13 protein-coding genes and 2 pseudogenes are annotated in these 19,714 nt (G+C 56.3%); 7 read left to right on the plus strand and 8 right to left on the minus strand.

Annotated elements, in window-relative coordinates; all coding sequences use genetic code 11:
- Positions 1 to 44: 44 nt before the first annotated feature.
- A pseudogene (locus CLH61_RS18670) lies at positions 45 to 152 on the plus strand (hypothetical protein); the annotation flags it as partial.
- A 98-nt stretch (positions 153 to 250) separates the two neighbouring features.
- Positions 251 to 3,307, plus strand: coding sequence for a DEAD/DEAH box helicase (locus tag CLH61_RS04130; RefSeq protein WP_099613443.1), 3,057 nt, complete (start codon positions 251 to 253; stop codon positions 3,305 to 3,307).
- Positions 3,308 to 3,452: 145 nt separating this feature from the next.
- On the opposite strand, the pseudogene CLH61_RS04135 reads toward CLH61_RS04130, so the two are convergent.
- From CLH61_RS04135 to guaB, 3 genes and pseudogenes are all read right to left on the minus strand, one after another.
- Positions 3,453 to 4,640 (minus strand): annotated as a pseudogene (locus tag CLH61_RS04135) (tyrosine-type recombinase/integrase).
- 309 nt (positions 4,641 to 4,949) lie between these two features.
- The gene (guaA, locus tag CLH61_RS04140; protein WP_099613706.1) at positions 4,950 to 6,527 is read right to left on the minus strand and encodes a glutamine-hydrolyzing GMP synthase; all 1,578 of its coding nucleotides are present in this window, start codon (positions 6,525 to 6,527) and stop codon (positions 4,950 to 4,952) included.
- Between the two features lie 64 nt (positions 6,528 to 6,591).
- The gene (gene guaB / locus CLH61_RS04145; protein WP_099613444.1) at positions 6,592 to 8,055 is read right to left on the minus strand and encodes an IMP dehydrogenase; all 1,464 of its coding nucleotides are present in this window, start codon (positions 8,053 to 8,055) and stop codon (positions 6,592 to 6,594) included.
- A 296-nt stretch (positions 8,056 to 8,351) separates the two neighbouring features.
- Between guaB and xseA the strand changes: the two genes are divergently transcribed.
- From xseA to CLH61_RS04160, 3 genes are all read left to right on the plus strand, one after another.
- Entirely contained in the window at positions 8,352 to 9,707 is a 1,356-nt protein-coding gene (gene xseA / locus CLH61_RS04150) for an exodeoxyribonuclease VII large subunit (protein WP_099613445.1), read from the plus strand.
- Between the two features lie 227 nt (positions 9,708 to 9,934).
- Positions 9,935 to 11,809: a propionyl-CoA synthetase gene (locus CLH61_RS04155; RefSeq protein ID WP_099613446.1), complete on the plus strand. Its 1,875-nt coding sequence runs from the start codon at positions 9,935 to 9,937 to the stop codon at positions 11,807 to 11,809.
- Positions 11,810 to 12,129: 320 nt separating this feature from the next.
- Positions 12,130 to 12,339 (plus strand): cold-shock protein, encoded by a 210-nt coding sequence (locus CLH61_RS04160; protein WP_099613447.1) that lies wholly within the window; start codon positions 12,130 to 12,132, stop codon positions 12,337 to 12,339.
- A gap of 94 nt (positions 12,340 to 12,433) precedes the next feature.
- Here CLH61_RS04160 and leuA read toward each other — a convergent pair whose 3' ends face one another.
- Positions 12,434 to 14,131 (minus strand): 2-isopropylmalate synthase, encoded by a 1,698-nt coding sequence (gene leuA / locus CLH61_RS04165; protein ID WP_099613448.1) that lies wholly within the window; start codon positions 14,129 to 14,131, stop codon positions 12,434 to 12,436.
- 145 nt (positions 14,132 to 14,276) lie between these two features.
- On the opposite strand from leuA, the gene CLH61_RS04170 reads away from it, so the two are divergent.
- Positions 14,277 to 14,774 (plus strand): Lrp/AsnC family transcriptional regulator, encoded by a 498-nt coding sequence (locus CLH61_RS04170; protein WP_099613449.1) that lies wholly within the window; start codon positions 14,277 to 14,279, stop codon positions 14,772 to 14,774.
- 36 nt (positions 14,775 to 14,810) lie between these two features.
- On the opposite strand, the gene CLH61_RS04175 is transcribed toward CLH61_RS04170, so the two are convergent.
- Positions 14,811 to 15,434: a TetR/AcrR family transcriptional regulator gene (locus CLH61_RS04175; RefSeq protein ID WP_099613450.1), complete on the minus strand. Its 624-nt coding sequence runs from the start codon at positions 15,432 to 15,434 to the stop codon at positions 14,811 to 14,813.
- Between the two features lie 198 nt (positions 15,435 to 15,632).
- Here CLH61_RS04175 and CLH61_RS04180 point away from each other — a divergent pair, with 198 nt between their 5' ends.
- The gene (locus tag CLH61_RS04180) at positions 15,633 to 17,366 is read left to right on the plus strand and encodes a proline--tRNA ligase (protein WP_099613451.1); all 1,734 of its coding nucleotides are present in this window, start codon (positions 15,633 to 15,635) and stop codon (positions 17,364 to 17,366) included.
- Positions 17,367 to 17,402: 36 nt separating this feature from the next.
- On the opposite strand, the gene murB is transcribed toward CLH61_RS04180, so the two are convergent.
- From murB to kdsB, 3 genes are read right to left on the minus strand one after another with little or no spacing between them, the layout of a single operon-like run.
- Positions 17,403 to 18,446, minus strand: coding sequence for a UDP-N-acetylmuramate dehydrogenase (gene murB, locus CLH61_RS04185; RefSeq protein ID WP_099613452.1), 1,044 nt, complete (start codon positions 18,444 to 18,446; stop codon positions 17,403 to 17,405).
- Positions 18,443 to 18,925, minus strand: coding sequence for a low molecular weight protein-tyrosine-phosphatase (locus CLH61_RS04190; RefSeq protein ID WP_099613453.1), 483 nt, complete (start codon positions 18,923 to 18,925; stop codon positions 18,443 to 18,445). Before CLH61_RS04190 ends, murB begins: the two co-directional genes overlap by 4 nt.
- A 3-nt stretch (positions 18,926 to 18,928) precedes the next feature.
- Complete coding sequence (kdsB, locus tag CLH61_RS04195) at positions 18,929 to 19,696, minus strand: 3-deoxy-manno-octulosonate cytidylyltransferase (protein ID WP_099613454.1); 768 nt, start codon at positions 19,694 to 19,696, stop codon at positions 18,929 to 18,931.
- Between the last annotated feature and the right edge of the window lie 18 nt (positions 19,697 to 19,714).

A 19,714-nucleotide genomic window follows, 5' to 3' on the forward strand; every position in this document is an offset into this window, starting at 1 on the left:
CGGCTTTGAAACACCATCGGCAAAAATCAGCGGTTATTCAGACCCTCCCTAGGTTGCCGGAATGGATCGAAGACTATAATCGCAGCCACCCGCACAAGGGACTGAAAATGAAATCGCCCTGGGAGTACCGGGCAGAGCTGGCATCAAATTAATGAGGTGGTGTCCGGTTTAACGGGGGCAACTACAGACAGCACAAACAAGACAATAACGTGGCTCGATCTTAAAATCATGATTTCACAGGGAAAACATTATGAATGTTAGTGGATTTTCAATAGATAGCATCTTATGGAGTAATTTAAGAAGCTGCCAACAAGGTAGTATAAGGACAGCGTTAAGCTACTTGAGAAAACCGCTAACTGAAACTGCTAAGGCCTGTTTAGTCAGTTTACCTACAGGCGCTGGAAAGTCTGGTGTAATTAGCGTCATCAGCCATAAAGCCTCTCAAAAAAAGGTACTTGTACTCTGTCACCGAAGGGCCGTTTGTGATCAGTTGTATTCAGAGATAAATGGTAAGTTTTTTGACGAACGTGCTGCCGGTTCAAGCATTCCATTAAAGCGTGTCTTTGATGATATCGACGATTTATCAAAAAATGGTATTTATGTATCAACATTTCAGAAGCTTCAAAAATTCAACTCTATAGAACTAGGAGAACTAAAGAAAGAAATTGACCTTATTATTATTGATGAAGGTCACTCTGAACCCTCTCCCATTTGGCGCACTCTCGTGAGGGGAATGGATGCTCATAAAATTGTCATCACAGCAACTCCGTATCGCAACGATCTATTTCAATTTGATGTTTCAGCAGACTTCAGCTATATCTACACTTTTGAAAAAGCACTTTCGGATAACGTGCTTAAAGAACCTCAATTTGAATCTATTGATCCTCAAATATTAAGCACCTCCATTCGCTCATTCTTAACTGAAAACCCTAATACAAAATGCATCATAAAATGCAAAAACATAAGTGAAATTGAAAGTTATTACGACCAATTAAACAGCGACTTTAATGTACTGGCTATACACGATCAGCTTAAGAAAGATCCTCGAATCAATGTTAAATCAGCCGTACCTGCCAACTTAAAAAACTCTCAATATGAAGTCATCATTCATCAACGAAAGCTTGATGAGGGTGTTGACATACCGCAAGCAAAGCTATTGATCCTCACTTACAATGTTAATAGTGGTAGAGAGCTCGTACAAACAATTGGCCGTGTTGTTAGAATCTTTGCTGAAATCGAACCCAAAGTGATAGAGATAAACAGTAATTCAAATCATCAAATGTGGCAGAACTATCGCTTATTTGATGCATCCCTCAATAGTGATAGCGCTGTTAAAAAATTTATCCACTCTTTGGATGCTAACAAGTTAATAGAACTTTATCTGGAGGCCTTTCCTGATTCAAGTTATTATGGCAATCGCTTTTTGAGAAAATTTGACCTTAACGAATTTGATCCAGAGGCCTCACTAAATATACCAACAGCATCTGTTTGTTTTTTAAACACAACTGAGGGGTTTAGTGTAGAGCTTCTATCAGACATATTATATTGGCGATGCAATAATAACGGAGAGCTTGCTAAGCAATTTAACACACAGATTGATATTTATATTATTGCCTCCATAGCTTTTAACCGCTCTAAATTCTTAAAAGATCATTTCTTTTTCGAGCCCTCCTTAGAAATAACTATTATTAAAGAACTATCTAACAATATCGTCGCAATTTACGATAGCAGAGGGCGACGCCTTAGCAGAGACAAAGAATTAAAACTTGGCTCTGCCGTACCACAAGAGAATTTATTTAAAATTCTATCTCTTGGTGAATCCTCAACTACTAAAGAGGCCAGCAGCAAGTCTGTTAGTTCAGCAAGGAGACGCCCTGATAGCATAGCAATTAAGGGACAGAACTTGGATCAAATGGCAGATCAACAAGCTAATTCTTCATACCGAATTTCTACTGCAAGATTAGATACTTATGACAGAATGCAAACGAAATCTGGTAGCTATTACGTAGGTGTAGACTCAGGGCGCATATCAGACCAAAAAGAAAACTCATTCAGCCTGCATGAATTAAATGACTGGTTAGAAAAAATGAACACTGTCCTTGCTGGAGAATTACTAGTTAACAACCCCCTCATCGACTCTTATGCAAAGCCAGTTAGCATAGGCACTAATATAAATGTCGAAAGCGTGATATTTGATTTCAGCGATTTCGAATCACCAATAACAATCTCAATCGATGGTTCAAGTCATACCATAGACAATGATTTCTTACACAGGAATTATGAAAACGGATTTCTGATAATACCTGGAGTTGAGGAGAGTCGAATAGTAATCGAGCTTCGTAATGAAGAGCCATACCTAGACATGCACCCTGACCAGCCAATTTTTTATTCTATAAATGAATATGACGTTCAAAACGATAATATTGTTGACTTTCTAATTGAACATATTCACAAAGCTTTGTTGGAAAATGGAATCGGATATTCCCAAGATAAATTCTATCAAACAAAACTTCCCGTCGAACACTCTTTCAATTTTGATGAATCAAATCTAGCAAACGTGGTCATTGGGCTTCCTGAATTACTAGGGGAAAACCTAGATGAAAAAGGTTATAGGGATGGAGTATATCAGGTTGAAAATCGGAACTTCAGCACAGAATCAATCTTCTACCTATTAGACAAGATTAAAGCCAATGGAATGGATAATCCAACACGGGCGGACTTAGGACCGTTTTCTCCATATATCCCCAATGCCGATCTAGTCATAAACACTGATATGGGTACTGAGCCTGCCGATTTTATTTTGTCATCTAAAAGCAAACTTGTATATGTACACATAAAATGTGGCAACAGTTCTGTAAGGCCATACTCTTCAGCTGGTGCACTTGCTGAGGTAGGATCTCAAGCAATGAAAAACATGGAAATGTTGGTAAGTGGGAACGAATTGCTAAAACCAGGAAACTGGAACTTACTACTATCGGCTTGGCCCACAGCGGGGGCTGAGCAATTGATGCATGAGAGGATCAGGTTAATTAACGGACAACCCTATACCGCCAGTAACCCTCAAGATAGGCAGCAAAAGCTGAACGAAGCCTGGGACGTAGTTTCCCAGAGACGCCGCTCAACAGCAGTTCGTAAGGAAGTATGGATTGTTTCCGCAAATAGTTTTTCTGTAGGGCACTTTAAAGGTCAGCTATGGCTTGGTCAAAATGCGGCCAGTGAGACATTACAAGCTTACCAATTAATTAATAGCTGGATATCGACTGCGCACATCAATGATGTGGAGCTAAAAATATTTGTTTCTCCATAAATTAAATTTTAACTTTAAATGTCGAGTCAGAATTATCTCTTCCGACTCGACATTTCTAAAGGCAAGCATCTTTCCTAGAAAAACACATGAAACGAGTTGTTTTAAGCAATAACGTTAAAAGATTGAGCTTACAGACTATAACCTTTTAAGCTGTCCATTCATCAACCATATCAGCCCAGTCCTGCAACATCGCTGTTCGTTGATCACGATACTCAGCTTTGTTATATATCGCTCTTACGCCTTTTTGCTCATGCGCCAGGCATTTCTCTATTCAGTCGGTGTTGTAACCGGCTTCATGGAGCAAGGTACTGGCCGTGCGCCTCAGATCGTGGGGTCCAAACTTGGCAAGAGACTGCCCTTCTTTCTGAGCCAGCTTGTAAGTCATGGTCATTACTCGATTGAGTGTGGCACTGCTCATGGGTACGTCAGAATCGTAGCGTGATGGCAGAACGTACTCCGATCCTCCGGAGAACGTCTTCAAAGCGATGAAGATGTCCATGGCCTGTCTGGATAGAAACACCAGGTGTGGGTTTCGCCGTTTCATCCGTTCCTTGGGGATCGTCCAGAGCGCTTCGCTGAAGTTGATTTCACTCCAGGTGGCATTCGTCAGCTCGCTTTTTCGCACCATCGTCAGCAACAGCAATTTGACCGCTGCCCGGATCGATGGTGATGTGCCAATACGTCCCATGTACTGGTACATGAGCCTGATTTCTTCGGGCGTCAGGGTTCGATCTCTCGGCTCAAACCTGGCAATGCTTGCGGGCCTCACCAGGTCTGCCGGGTTCTCAACCTTCTGGCCTCGCTCAGTCGCCCAGCGGTATACCTGGAGTACAATCTCACGCGCATGAACCGCCGTAGCAGGCGCACCGCGCTCCACGATGGCGTCGGTTAGTGCTCGCAAGTCCTCGTGGGTGATTTCGGTCAGCTTCTGATTGCCGAATTTCGTTTCCAGCTCTCTCGTATATACCGAGCGGCGCATATCACGGGTAGAGTCGGCCATCTGGTAGCCACGTAGCCACTTTTCCGCCCAGGCACCAATAGTTTCAGCCCCTTTAACACGCGCCTTGTCTCGGGCCTTCTCCTTCGCTGGCGACTTTCCATCGGCGACCATCCGCTTGGCTTCACCAAGTCGCTCACGGGCTTCTGCCAGCGTGATCCCCCCAACGCCATAGCGGCCAAAGGTGATTGTCTCTTGCCTGCCATTGATCGAGTAGTTGTAACGGAATGAGATAGAACCGGCAGGAGTGATAGCCACATAGAGGCCATCCCGGTCATTCACCTTGTAGAGTTTATCCCTCGGCTTGAGGTTGCGCAGCTTGGTATCGGTCAGCAAGAGCCTTATCCTTCTTCGATTCCAATACCATGCTGGAAGATCACCCAAAATTAGGCCATAAAATCAATAAAAACAGATAGGTAAATAATTTCGATACCATGAACACACAGGATCAAGCAGCATGGTATCAGCTATCACTCATGGCATCATGTCTCGATAATACCACCTTGGATACCACGCTCAAGCGGTGCTTCCCGCTGCCATCAGCTGCCAAACACTGCCAGACATAAAAACAAAAAAAAGCCCATGAAAACATGGGCTTAAGTGTCATTTAATGCCAGCTAGTACCAGCTAATGCCTAACGTGTGATCATTCCCACTCGATGGTTGCAGGCGGCTTGGAGGAAATATCGTAGGTTACCCGGGACACTCCGGAGATCTCATTGATAATCCGGTTGGAGACCGTCTCCAGCAGCTCATAGGGCAGATGCGCCCAGCGGGCCGTCATGAAGTCGATGGTTTCCACCGCCCGCAGGGCAATCACGTGCTCGTAGCGGCGGGCGTCACCCACCACGCCAACGGACTTGACCGGCAGGAACACGGCAAAGGCCTGGCTGGTCTTGTGGTAGAGGTCGGCACGGTGCAGTTCTTCCAGGAAGATCGCATCGGCCCGACGCAGGGTGTCGGCGTATTCCTTCTTCACCTCACCAAGGATGCGCACACCGAGGCCAGGACCCGGGAACGGATGCCGGTAGACCATATCGTAGGGCAGCCCCAGCTCCAGGCCGATCCGGCGGACTTCGTCCTTGAACAGCTCCCGCAGCGGCTCAACGAGCTTGAGCTTCATGGTTTCCGGCAGGCCACCCACATTGTGGTGGGACTTGATGACATGCGCCTTACCGGTCTTGGAAGCCGCAGACTCGATCACGTCCGGATAGATGGTGCCCTGGGCAAGCCAGTTCACATCCTGGATACGGGCGGCTTCCTCATCAAACACTTCAATAAAGGTGTTGCCGATGATCTTCCGCTTCTTCTCCGGATCCGACTCGCCCTTGAGGCGGGACAGGAACAGCTCTTCGGAATCGGACCGGATGACCTTGACCCCCATGTTCAGGGAGAACATCTCCATCACCTGGTCGCCCTCATTGAGGCGCAGCAGGCCGTTATCGACGAAGACACAGGTCAGCTGATCCCCGATTGCCTTGTGCAGCAGGGCCGCGGTGACCGACGAATCCACGCCACCAGACAGGCCCAGCAGCACCTTTTCGCTACCCACCAGGTCACGGATCTGCTGGACGGCATCGTCGACAATCTTGGCGGCAGTCCAGAGCGCCTCACAGCCACAGATGTTGAGCACGAAATGCTCGAGGATACGCTTGCCCTGGAGAGTGTGGGTCACTTCGGGATGGAACTGCACACCGTAGAGATTACGGGCGAGGTCCTGCATGGCGGCAATCGGCGCGCTCTCGGTGGAGGCGAGCAGCTCGAAGCCTTCCGGCATCACCACCACCTTGTCACCGTGGCTCATCCACACATCCAGCAGCGAGTCACCGGTGGCGGTCAGGTGGTCCTTGATGTCTTTCAGCAGCGGGCCTTCGGCACGCACCTTGACCTGGGCATAGCCGAACTCACGCTTATCCGAACTGGCGACGCGACCACCCAGCTGTTCCGCCATGGTCTGCATGCCATAGCAGATACCGAGGACAGGGATACCGCGATCGAACAGGCCTTCCGGTGCCCGCGGTCCGCCCAGCTGCGTTACCGACTCCGGCCCGCCCGCGAGGATAATGCCTTTGGGACTGAATTCATCAAGCTCGTCGTCGGTAATATCGAAGGCTCTGATTTCGCAGTAGACACCGATTTCCCGAACCCGGCGCGCAATCAGCTGGGTGTACTGGGAACCGAAGTCGAGAATCAGGATGCGGTGATCGTGGATATTCTGGGCCATGGGGTCCTCAAACAAAAATGAGTAAGCATGGCCCGGAAATCGGGCCATGCCGGGCAGGCATCTGTCAGCCGATGCGGTAGTTGGGCGCTTCTTTGGTGATGGTCACATCGTGGACGTGACTCTCGCGCATGCCGGCGTTGGTAATCCGCACAAACTGCGGCTTGGTGCGCATGTCGTCCATGTTGGCGCAGCCGGTGTAACCCATGGAGGCTCTCAGACCACCCATCATCTGGTGGACGATATTACGCATCGGACCCTTGCAGGCAACCCGACCTTCGATACCTTCCGGAACCAGCTTCTCGACGCCTTCACTGGCATCCTGGAAATAACGGTCACTGGAGCCCTGCCCCATTGCGCCGAGCGAACCCATGCCACGGTAGGCCTTGTAGCTCCGGCCCTGGAACAGTTCCACTTCGCCGGGCGCTTCGTCGGTGCCGGCCAGCAGGCTGCCGACCATGACGCTGTGGGCGCCCGCGACAATGGCCTTGGCCAGGTCACCGGAGAACCGGACACCACCATCGGCAATCAGCGGTATGCCACGGTCTTTCAGGGCTGCAGCCACATTGGAAACCGCAGTGATCTGCGGAACGCCAACACCGGCCACGATGCGGGTGGTACAGATGGAACCCGGACCGATTCCTACCTTGACGGCGTCCGCACCGGCATCGGCCAGGGCGAGGGCGGCCTCGGCGGTGGCGATGTTACCGCCAATCACCTGTACTTCGGGGAAGCTGGTCTTCACCCAGCGGACACGATCGATCACACCCTTGGAGTGGCCGTGGGCGGTATCCACCACGATGACATCGACTCCGGCTTCCACCAGAGCGGCCACCCGGGCCTCGGTATCGCCACCGGTACCGACCGCGGCACCAACCCGCAGACGACCCTGGTCGTCTTTGCAGGCCAGCGGATAATCCTTCGCCTTCTGGATATCCTTGACGGTGATCAGCCCACGCAGCTCGAAATTCTCGTTGACCACCAGCACCTTCTCGATCCGGTGACGGTGCAGCAGTTCCTTGACCTCTTCCAGGTCCGCGCCTTCACGAACCGTCACCAGCTTGCTCTTCGGTGTCATGATCTCGGACACCGGGGTATCCATACGGCTTTCAAAGCGGATATCACGACCGGTAACGATACCCACCAGGTCCATACCATCAACCACCGGCAGGCCGCTGATGTTGTTGGCCATGGTGATTTCGACCAGCTCGCGCACGGTCGTGGAAGGCGATACGGTGATCGGATCCTTCACCACGCCACTTTCAAATTTTTTCACCTTGCGTACTGCTGCCGCCTGCTGCTCGACCGACATGTTCTTGTGGATAATGCCGATGCCGCCCTCCTGTGCCATGGCGATGGCCAGCTCGGCCTCGGTCACGGTGTCCATCGCAGCTGAAACGAGCGGCACGTTGAGGGTGATATCCTTGGTCAGCCGGGTTTGCAGGTTAACGTTTTTGGGCAGAACTTCGGAATGTCCGGGGATGAGCAGGACGTCATCGAATGTGAGGGCTTCTTCGGCAATACGCAACATTGGGACCCGCCTTTTGAACGTGCTAAATTGAGGCTTCGCCCCACCCTACGGAACGCTCGTTGGAATGCTCATTTCACAACGGTTTCGGTGCGGCGGAACAAAGCGAAATCCTTAATCGATCTATTATAAAACCCTGCCGGTGCACAGTAAACCGGGTATATTCCAACACTTGATTGCATCTTTTTGAATTTTGGGTATTTTTGGTCAGCAGAATTTTCGGAATTCCCTTATACGGGAAGCCGGAAACGGCCCTCTCACCCCGAAACCCACAAAGTCGACAGCTCCGGACCTGCCTGATGGACAACCTTTACCCAACCGCCCGCCCCCGCGCCCTGACCGTCAGCGAGCTCAACCATCAGGTCAGACACCTGCTGGAAACCAGCTTCATGCAGGCCTGGATCGAGGGTGAACTGTCGAGTTTTACCCGGCCGTCTTCCGGCCACTGGTACTTCACCCTGAAAGACCAGCGCTGCCAGGTTCGCTGTGCCATGTTCCGCGGCTTCAATCAACGGATCCGGCCGATCCCGAAGGAAGGCGACCTGGTGCGGATCCGTGGCAAGGTGAGCCTTTACGAAAACCGTGGCGATTTCCAGATCCTGGTGGAGCACATCGAACCGGCGGGCCTGGGTGCCCTGCAACAGGCTTTTGAAGAACTCAAGCAGAAACTCCAGCTTGAAGGACTGTTCGACCCGGCCCGCAAACGGCCGGTTCCTGCCTCACCGCGCCACATCGGAGTGGTAACCTCACCAACCGGTGCGGCCATTCATGACATCCTCACGGTACTGGCACGACGCTGCCCGGCCATTCCGGTCACGCTTTATCCGACCGCTGTCCAGGGCGCGGCCGCTACCGGCGAGATTGTTGCCGCCATTGAGCGGGCCCAGCGTCACGGGGTCGCCGACGTACTCATTGTTGGGCGCGGTGGCGGCTCGCTGGAGGACCTGTGGTGCTTTAACGAAGAAGCGGTCGCCCGGGCCATTGCCGCCTGCAGCATTCCGGTAGTCAGTGCGGTGGGCCATGAGGTGGATGTGACCATCGCCGATTTCGTGGCGGATATGCGGGCACCAACCCCATCTGCCGCGGCTGAAAAAATTTCTCCGGACCAGCAGGTCTGGGTGCACCGGGTCAGCGAGCAGCACTTGCGGCTGACGGGCGCCTTCCGCCGCCATATGCGCCAGCTGACTACCCGCCTTGACCAGCTGGCCGCCCGGTTGCGGGATCCCCGTCGCGAATTGCTGGAAAAGGCGCAACGGCTGGACGAACTGGACACCCGGCTCGCCAAGGCCGTGCAGCGGCGCCTGGAGCAGGATCAGCTCCGCACCGGGCACTTGGTCCAGCGCCTGCGCATGCAGTCCCCGACACGCCGCCTCGAGGCCGAACAGAACCGCCTCACCGTTCTTGCCGAACACCTGCAAAAGGCCATGCACCAGTACCTTGGCAGGCTCAATGACCGCCTCGGTCATGGCGGGCAAAGCCTGCACCTGGTCAGCCCGCTGGCCACCCTCGGTCGTGGCTATGCCATTGTCAGAACTACGGATGACCGCATTGTCCGGCGCGCCGCCGACCTCGAACCGGGGGATCACGTCAGCGCCCGGGTTGCCGAAGGCACCATCGAGGCTACGGTCACCGGCATCCGCCAACACCACGAGTAGGCCGCCAGCCCGCCCCGGTGAGCCAGAACCGGGGCCCGACAGCCCGTCCTGTAACCACTTTGCCAACACCGGCTTAGCCGATGGTCTAGTGGTTCTCTGGGGCAAAGTCCCTAAAGTCTGTAGGTAACGCGAGGTCCTCCCGGGGCCCCGTTCACCGAGGCAACCGCCAGGTACCCGGGAGTCCCTGAAAACAATGACAACAACGATCAGGAACGTGAGGTGGAATTATGGACTACCACTCGGAATTCAGGCGCTCGATTGAGCAACCGGAAGAATTCTGGCAGGAACAGGCGGCAAAAATTGCCTGGTTCCGCTCTCCCCAGACAATCTGGCAACCCACCGATAACGGCCATGGCAAGTGGTTCCCGGATGGCGAACTGAATACCTGCGATGTCGCCCTCGACGCCAACATCCGCGCTGGCCGCGGCGACCAGAAGGCGCTCATTTACGACTCCCCCGTTACCGGAATCACCCGTTCCTATACCTATAACGAGCTGACCCGGGAAGTCGCGCGCTTCGCTGGTGCTTTACAGGCGCGGGGTGTGGACAAAGGCGACCGCGTCATCATCTACATGCCAATGATCCCCGAAGCGGTGGTTGCCATGCTCGCGTGCGCCCGCATTGGCGCCATCCACTCTGTGGTGTTCGGCGGGTTTGCCGCCCATGAACTTGCAGTACGGATTGAAGATGCCACCCCCAAGGCCATTGTAACGGCATCCTGCGGCATCGAAATCAACCGGGTAATCGAATACAAGCCGCTGGTGGACAAGGCCATCGAGGAGTCCAGCCATAAGCCCGAGGTCTGCATCGTCTACCAGCGCCCCCAGGCGACCGCAGAGCTCAAGGCCGGCCGCGACCTGGACTGGAGCGACGTGATGGCGACCGCCACCGAGGTCGCCCCGGTGCCGGTGCTGGCCACCGATCCGCTGTACATCCTGTATACCTCTGGCACGACCGGCAAGCCCAAAGGCGTGGTGCGGGACAACGGCGGTCACGCCGTCGCCCTGCGCTACAGCATGTCGCTGGTGTATGACGCCAAGCCCGGCGATGTCTACTGGGCAGCCTCCGATGTGGGCTGGGTGGTCGGCCACAGCTACATCGTCTATGCGCCGCTGTTTGCCGGCTGCACCACCATCCTGTACGAGGGGAAACCGGTGCGGACACCCGACGCCGGGGCGTTCTGGCGGGTTTGCCAGGATCATAACGTCAACCTGCTCTTTACCGCGCCCACTGCGTTCCGCGCGGTGCGCAAGGAAGACCCGGAAGCCGATCAGCTGCGCAAGTACAACGTCAGTTCACTGAAGCGGATCTTCCTCGCGGGCGAACGCCTGGATCCGCCAACCTATGAATGGCTGAAGGAACACACCGGCCTGCCGATTCTCGATCACTGGTGGCAGACCGAAACCGGCTGGGCCATCTGCTGCAATCCGGTGGGCACCGAGATGATGGCAACCAAGCCCGGCTCGGCCACCGTGCCGACTCCCGGCTTCAATGTTCAGGTTCTGGATCCGAGCGGTAACCAGTCGCCGGCGGGCGAGCAGGGCCAGGTCGTTGTCAAGCTGCCGCTGCCACCGGGCTGTCTGACAACCGTTTGGGGTGATGACGAGCGTTTCCGCAAAACCTACCTCGACGTAATCCCGGGCTACTACAGCTCCGGCGACGGCGGCTACGTGGATGACGAGGGGTATGTTTTCATCATGGGCCGCACCGACGATGTAATCAACGTCGCCGGCCACCGGCTCTCCACCGGCGAGATGGAAGAAGTCATCGCTTCGCACCCTGCGGTTGCCGAGTGCTGCGTGGTTGGTGCCCACGATGAACTCAAGGGCCAGGTCCCCATCGGCCTGGTGCTGATCAAGGATGGCGCAACCATTGCCCATGATGAACTGGAAGAAGAGCTGGTCGAAATGGTGCGGGACAAGATTGGCGCCATCGCCTGTTTCCGCCAGGCCATGGTGGTCGAGCGCCTGCCCAAGACCCGCTCCGGCAAGATTCTGCGGCGGATCATCCGCCAGATTGCCGACGGTGAGGATTATGCCGTGCCGAGCACCATCGACGATCCGGCCATTCTGGACGAGATCAGCAGCCACTTCAGACGCTGACAGGTACCTTGCCGGTATCCGCCGCCCTGCTCCAGGGCGGCGGCATTGCGTCATGGCAAAGCCCGCCCAACACATTGTTTTTAAAACCTAAAAAAGGTTATAAGGAATCCCAAAAAAAGCGTTGACGCTCCCCAAACTCGGTCTATACTGAAATTGCTGTGAAATTACAGCGGTATTTAGTGAATGCGTTCCAACGTCCTGCCTGTGTGCTCTGCGTTGCTCCTTCCTCAGTACTCTCTGCATTTCTCAGCACAGGTTTATCCGCAAGGAATACCGAAGGTCCCCGTGAGGGCAAAATTTCAGGAATACAGGAAAGATCAATGTCCGATACCAAAACTGGCCACGTTAAGTGGTTTAACGAGTCCAAGGGCTTTGGCTTCATCGCTCAGGACGGTGGCAGTGACGTTTTTGTTCACTACAGCGCAATCAACTCCGGTGGTTTCCGTACCCTGACCGAAGGTCAGCAGGTACAGTTCACCGTGACCCAGGGTCCGAAAGGCCCGCAGGCGGAAAACGTAACCCCGCTCTAAGGTTACCTGATCCGTCCATTGCCCCTCACGGGCACTGGAGCACAAAAAAAGCCGGAATCATCCGGCTTTTTTTGTGCTTGCAGACTTGCCCTGGTCAGGCGTCAGCTACTTCGGGACTCGCGGCCGCAGTCGCCGCGGCGCTGTTGCCAACTACCCTGGCGACCGCCGAGAACAGGGCCTGCAGAGTCGCTGAGGTGGTGTCCTCCGCCAGCGCAGCTGCACTGGTGTGCTCCCCGTTCACTGCGAGCCGGATACAGGCCAACGCGTTGGCACTGGTACCCTCGCCCAGGGCGAACTCGTCATAGGCCTCAACCGCCAGCGATACGCCACAGGCCGCTTCGATGGCTGCCGAAACCGCTTCAACCGCTCCCAGTCCACGACCTTCCAGGTTCATGGCCTGCTCGCCCGCGCCCACGCTGACCCTGGCAACGACCCCTTCATCATCGCGATGCAGGTCGTAGGAACGCAACTCCCACGGCGCCTGAACCTTGAGGTAACGGTCTTCGAACAGACGATGAATGGTCAGCGAGTCAATCTCACCACCATTGACCTCGGCCTCTTTCTGCACCGCCTTACTGAACTCGATCTGCAGCCAGCGCGGCAAACTGATGTTGTAATCCCGCTCCAGCACGTACGCCACCCCACCCTTGCCGGACTGGCTGTTGATCCGCACCACTTCTTCGTAGCGCCGTCCCAGATCCCGCGGATCGATGGGCAGGTAGGCAACATTCCAGGTGTCACCCTCTTTACGCTGGGACAAGCACTTGCGAATGGCATCCTGGTGGCTGCCGGAGAAGGCGGTAAATACCAGCTCACCCGCGTAGGGATGCCGGGGATGGGTGGAAATCTCGGTGCAGGCTTCCACTACATCGGTAATTTCTGCCATTCCGGACAAATCCAGGGTCGGGTCGATGCCCTGGGAGTACAGGTTCATTGCCATGGTGACGAGATCCATATTACCGGTGCGCTCGCCATTACCCATCAGGGTACCCTCTACCCGGTCGGCGCCGGCCATGACCGCCAGTTCGGCGGCGGCGACGGCACAGCCGCGATCGTTGTGGGTATGAACACTGATACTGACATGCTCACGATAGCGGATGTTGTCGCAGATCCACTCCACCTGGTCGGCGAACACATTGGGCGTGGCCATTTCGACGGTGGCAGGCAGGTTGATGATTACCCGCTGCCCCTGATCCGGACGCCAGACGTCATTCACCGCATCAATGACTTCGGCGGCGAAGTCCAGCTCGGTACCGGTGAAACTCTCCGGCGAGTACTGGAACGTCCAGTCAACGTCCGGGTTGCGGGCGGCATGCTCTTTCACCAGCCGGGCGCCGTTGACGGCGATGTCACGGATGCCCGCACGGTCGAGGCCGAACACCTGTTCCCGCTGGACCGTGGACGTGGAGTTGTAGACATGCACAATGGCCCGCTGCGCACCCTGCAGCGCCTCATAGGTACGCTCGATCAACTCGGGACGCGCCTGGGTGAGCACCTGGATGTGGACATCCGCCGGAATGCGGTCTTCTTCAATCAGTTTGCGGCAAAAATCAAAGTCCGGCTGGCTTGCGGCCGGGAAGCCGATTTCAATCTCTTTGAAGCCCAGCTTGACCAGCAAATCGAACATCCGCTGCTTCTGCGCCACCGACATGGGCTTCACCAGCGCCTGGTTACCATCCCGCAGATCCACCGCACACCACAGCGGTGCACGCGCGATCACCTGATCGGGCCAGCGACGATCCGTTTTTCTGACGGGCGTGAAGGGGACGTACTTGCGATGATCAAATGCCATGATGTTATTCCCTGTGCTTGTGATCCGGGATGGACTCAATGATTGACAGGTTACGCCTTCTGCAGGGGAAAAAGATTGCGAATTTCGGTGCTAACGAAGCTTTTTGGCTATATTATTTCTCAAATAATATATTTGAGGCCATTTTATGCCAAGCAAACCAAAAAACCTCGTGAGAATCGACAAAACCGACCGCAGAATCCTTGAACAACTGCAGCAGAATGGCTCGCTTACCAACCAGGAACTGGCCGACAAGGTCGGACTGTCGCCCTCCCCTTGCCTGCGCCGGGTAAGGGCCCTTGAAGATTCCGGGGTGATCGTGCGGCGGGTAACCATACTGGATCACAAGAAGCTCGGCCTGGCGCTGACTGCAATCATCCTGATCGGGATGGATCGCCACACTCCGGAACGGTTTTCGGTATTCGAGGAAAAGGTCGCTGAGTTCCCGGAAGTGCAAGAGTGCTATGTGATCACCGGCCAGGATGCTGACTACATGCTGAAAGTGGTGGTGCCCGACATGGACCACTACCACGACTTTCTGCTGAACCACATTACCCGCATCCAGGGCGTCAGCGGGGTCCACTCCAGCTTTGTGTTGCGACGGGTCATTGACAGCACTGCGCTGCCCCTGGGCTACCTGAGCTGATCACGCCAGCCGGCGGCACCACAACCGGAAAGAGATTCAGGACTGGCCTGCGACCAGCTCCGCCAGGTAAGCACGGGCCATGCACTTGAGTTCGCAGACCAGCTGGTCGCCCTGGTCCCGCGGCAGCGTGACCGCAAGCCGCAGCACCGTGCCCGCTGAGCGCGGCAGCAACAGACTGGCGGTGCCGCGGCGCTCCGCGTCAAGCTGCGGATAGAGCTCCTGCAGACGGGCATCCAGGTCAGCGGCGTGGTTATACAGCTCGCGCACGTCCAGATCCCGTAATTCCGGCATGGCTTCGACACCGCTCCAGATGGCCGTATAGGCCGGCTCCTCCCGGTAGAAACGGTAGAACAGGTCTATCAGCACGTCGATGGCCTGTTCCGGGCTGATCTCCGCCAGCCGGTCCCGCAGTAGCGATTCCATTTTTGCCACATGCTGTTCGGCAATCGCCTTGATGATCGCCGCCTTGTTGGGAAAGTAGCGGTACAGCGACGCCAGTGACATGCCGGAATTGCGGGCAATTGCCGACATGCTGGTACCATCAACACCCAGCTCATGGATAATGCCAGCCGCGTGCCGCAATATGCTGCTCACCCGCTCCCGGCTGCGGGCCTGGACCGGCATACGGCGGGGCGTCACATCGACGGTGTCATCAGTCATCGGCTACCTGTCTGGTTCGCTATTGGGGATCACCGGCATCCGGAGCTGCGGGAGATGCATTCTGCGTCGCGGCAATCTGTACCTTGTGCCGCCGGCTCCGTACAATAACGGCCACTTTACGATAAATAAAGATCGCGCTGAACAAGACGGTTCACGCCCTTTACCCGCAACCCTTTTCAACTGCCTACGGAAAACACGATGCGAGCAAGCCGCTACCTGATTGCTACCCAGAAAGAAACACCCGCCGACGCCGAGGTGATCAGCCACCAACTGATGCTGCGGGCCGGCATGATCCGCAAACTGGCTGCCGGCCTCTACACCTGGTTGCCCATGGGCTTGCGGGTGCTGCGCAAGGTGGAACGCATTGTCCGCGAGGAAATGGATCGCAGCGGCGCCCAGGAAGTGCTGATGCCGGCGGTCCAGCCTGCCGAACTGTGGCAGGAGTCAGGCCGCTGGGAACAGTATGGCGGTGAACTGCTGCGGATGAACGACCGTCACGGCCGGGAGTTCTGTTTTGGTCCGACCCATGAGGAAGTCATTACCGATCTGGTGCGCAACGAGCTCAAGAGCTACAAGGAGCTGCCCGCCAACTTTTACCAGATCCAGACCAAGTTCCGTGATGAACGGCGCCCCCGCTTCGGTGTCATGCGCGCCCGGGAATTTATCATGAAGGACGCCTACTCCTTCCATCTGAACAGCGAGTCCCTGGACGAAACCTACCAGGTCATGCACCGCACCTACTGTGCCATCTTCGATCGCCTGGGCCTGGATTACCGCCCGGTACAGGCAGACTCCGGCGCCATCGGCGGTAGTGCCTCCCACGAGTTCCACGTGCTGGCCTCGTCCGGCGAAGACGACATTGTTTTCAGCACCGACAGCGATTACGCCGCCAACATTGAAAAAGCCGAAGCCGTTGCCCCGGCTGGCGACCGTCCCGCGGCCACCGAGCCCATGGCCGAAGTGGCAACCCCGGACCAGCGCACCATCGACGCGGTGGCAAACTTCCTCAAGGTTGACGCCACCCGCACCGTGAAGACTCTGATTGTCAGGGCGGAGGCCGCTGACGATGGCGAAACAGGCCTGGTTGCACTGGTGCTGCGCGGTGACCATACCCTCAACGAAATCAAGGCGGAGAACCTGGCCGGCGTTGCCGAACCGCTGACCATGGCCACAGACGAGGAGATCGAGCAGGCAGTGGGCTGCAAGCCCGGCTCCATCGGGCCGGTCAACCTCCCGCTGCCGGTGATTGTCGACCGCAGCGCTGCCCACCTGGCCGACTTTATCTGCGGTGCGAACCGCGAGGGTTACCATCTCACTGGCGTCAACTGGGAGCGGGATGTGCCGCTGGCCCGAGTCGAAGACCTGCGCAACGTGGTGGAAGGTGACCCGAGCCCGGATGGCCGCGGCACGCTGGAGATTCGCCGCGGTATCGAGGTCGGCCACATTTTCAAACTGGGCAACAAATACAGCAAGGCGATGAATGCCACGGTGCTGGACGAGCACGGCAAGGCCGTCATCATGGAAATGGGCTGTTACGGTGTCGGGGTATCACGCATCGTGGCTTCTTCCATCGAACAGAACCACGATGACCGCGGCATCATCTGGCCTGACGCCATCGCGCCGTTCGAAGTCGCCATTGTAACCCTGAACGCCCATAAATCGCCGGAGGTCCAGGAAGCGGGCGACCGGCTCTATGACCAGTTGCGCCAGGCGGGCTTTGATGTGCTGCTGGATGACCGCAACGAACGGCCCGGTGTGAAGTTTGCGGATATGGAACTGATCGGCATTCCCCACCGCGTGGTCATTTCCGATCGTGGCCTGGCCGCGGGAACTCTGGAGTACAAGGGCCGCCAGGATGCTGACAAGCAGGACGTTGCCGTTGAGGACATTCTGCCGTTCCTGATCAAGGCCTCGCCGCGCCGCGGCCTGTAATCCGGCAGGCAGGCAGGCCGGCGCCTGCCTTGTCATTCAGACGGGGTCAGGGGGTGCAACTACCCCTGGCTCCATCTCCAGCTCAACCCCGAAGCGGGTTTTGACGTCCTCACGGATCCGTCGCGCCAGCGCCAGGATATCCGCCCCACTGCCCCCTGAATGATTAACCAGCACCAGCGCCTGGTGGCTGTGAACCCCGACCCGGGCGTCGCGATAGCCTTTCCAGCCACATTGATCAATCAGCCAGGCGGCAGCCAGCTTTACACTGCCGACGGCGGGATAGCCGGCAATGCCGGGATTGTCCCGCTGCAGGCGTTGCCAGGTTTCGTCACTGACGACCGGGTTCTTGAAGAAACTGCCGGCGTTAGGGAGCGTTTGCGGGTCCGGAAGTTTGCGACGCCGTACCGCCATGACCGCATTGGCGACATCCAGCGGCGTCAGCGTGGCAAGGTCCAGTTCGTCGCCAAAATAGCCTTTGAGGTCCCCGTAATCGAGCGACAGCGGACGACTGCGGGATAACCGCAGGCGAATCTCGGTGATTACATAGTGCCCCGGATCCTGCTTGAAGAGGCTGTCGCGGTAACCGAAACGACAGTCTTCGCCGGCCAGCACAACGGTTTCACCGGAATGGCGATCAAGGGCAGTCACACTGACCAGGGTATCTTTCAGTTCTACCCCGTAAGCGCCTATGTTCTGCACCGGGGCGGCACCGGCAGTGCCCGGGATCAGCGCCAGATTTTCGATGCCACGGTATCCGGAGGTGGCTGCGTACATCACCGAATCGTGCCAGTTCTCGCCGGCGCCCAGCACCAGGGTGGCCTCGTCGTTGCGGACATCCTCCCAGTGCCGGCCGCGCATGGCGATCCGGATCACCAGCCCCGGCGGATCACCGGCAAACACCAGGTTACTGCCACCCCCCAGCACCAGCGTGGCAAGCTGCTGCTCTTCGGCCCAGGCCAGCGCCGCGGTCAGTTCACCACTGTCATGAACGGCTACAAAGTAGCGCGCCGTCGCGGCAATACCCAGGCTGTTCAGCCCTCGCAGACTGACGTTTTGTTGAATATCAGGGCGCACAGTCAAGCCAGCCGGCCACGGATGGCATCAAGCAGCCCGTCACTGGCATCCTCAATGAGGTCCAGGACGTCATCAAAACCTCGGTCGCCGCCATAGTAAGGGTCCGGGACTTCGTCCATCAGCCCCATACGGCCATAGCCAAGAAACAGCTCGGGCTCGGTACCGCCGTTCTGGCGCCAGACATCACGGACGTCCGCCAGGTTCTGCCGGTCCATGACCAGGACATAATCAAAGGTATCCAGGTCTGCAGGACACAGCTGACGCGCTCGCAGTCCACTGAGATCAACTCCACGCCGCCCGGCAGCCTCCAGGGCACGGCTGTCAGGCGGACTGCCGACGTGCCAGTGACCGGTGCCGCAGGAGTCGATCACCACCCGGTCTGCCAGACCCGCCCGCGCCACCTTGTGCGCAAACACCCCGTGGGCCGTGGGCGATCGACAGATATTACCCAGACACACAAACAGTACCTGTACGGATTCAGCCATAACTCAGCGCTTCTCCATCAGTTGACGCAGCCGTTCCAGGTCAGCCTCGGTGTCGACCCCGGCCGGCGGCGCCTCACAAGCCACCGCCACATGAATCTTCTCCCCGTTGTACAGAGCTCGCAGCTGCTCCAGGGATTCTGTCACTTCCTGAGGGGCTGGAGCCCAGGTCACGAACTTGCGTAGCAGGCCCACCCGGTAGCCATAAATACCGATATGGCGGAAGTAAAGCTGACCTTCCGGCAGAGCCGCCGGCTGGGCCATCCCGCTCCACAGATCCCGCGCCCAGGGAATCGGAGCGCGACTGAAATAATGGGCCATGCCAGAATGATCAAACACCACTTTGACAACATTGGGGTTAAAAACGCTGGCGATGTCGTGCAGTGGTTCACACAGGGTGGCCACGGCCGCGTCCGGATACCGTTGCAGGTTAGCCGCCACCTGGTTGATCAGCGCCGGCGGAATCAGCGGCTCGTCACCCTGGACGTTAACCACACAATCATCTTCGCCAAACCCCAGAATCCGGCTGACCTCCTCCAGACGGTCCGTCCCGCTGGCGTGATCCGGGGAGGTCATCACCACCTCTTCCCCGAACGCCTCGCAGACCTGGCGGATGCGCTCATCATCCGTGGCAACCACCACCCGCGTGGCATCACTTTCCCGCGCCCGTTCACAGACATGCAGAATCATCGGCTTGCCGGCAATCTCGGCCAGCGGCTTGCCGGGCAGGCGGGTGGAGGCGTAACGGGCCGGAATGACAACCGTAAAAGACATGATAACTCCCTTGTCAGT

It is taken from the genome of Marinobacter profundi (assembly GCF_002744715.1).
Taxonomy (GTDB): domain Bacteria; phylum Pseudomonadota; class Gammaproteobacteria; order Pseudomonadales; family Oleiphilaceae; genus Marinobacter; species Marinobacter profundi.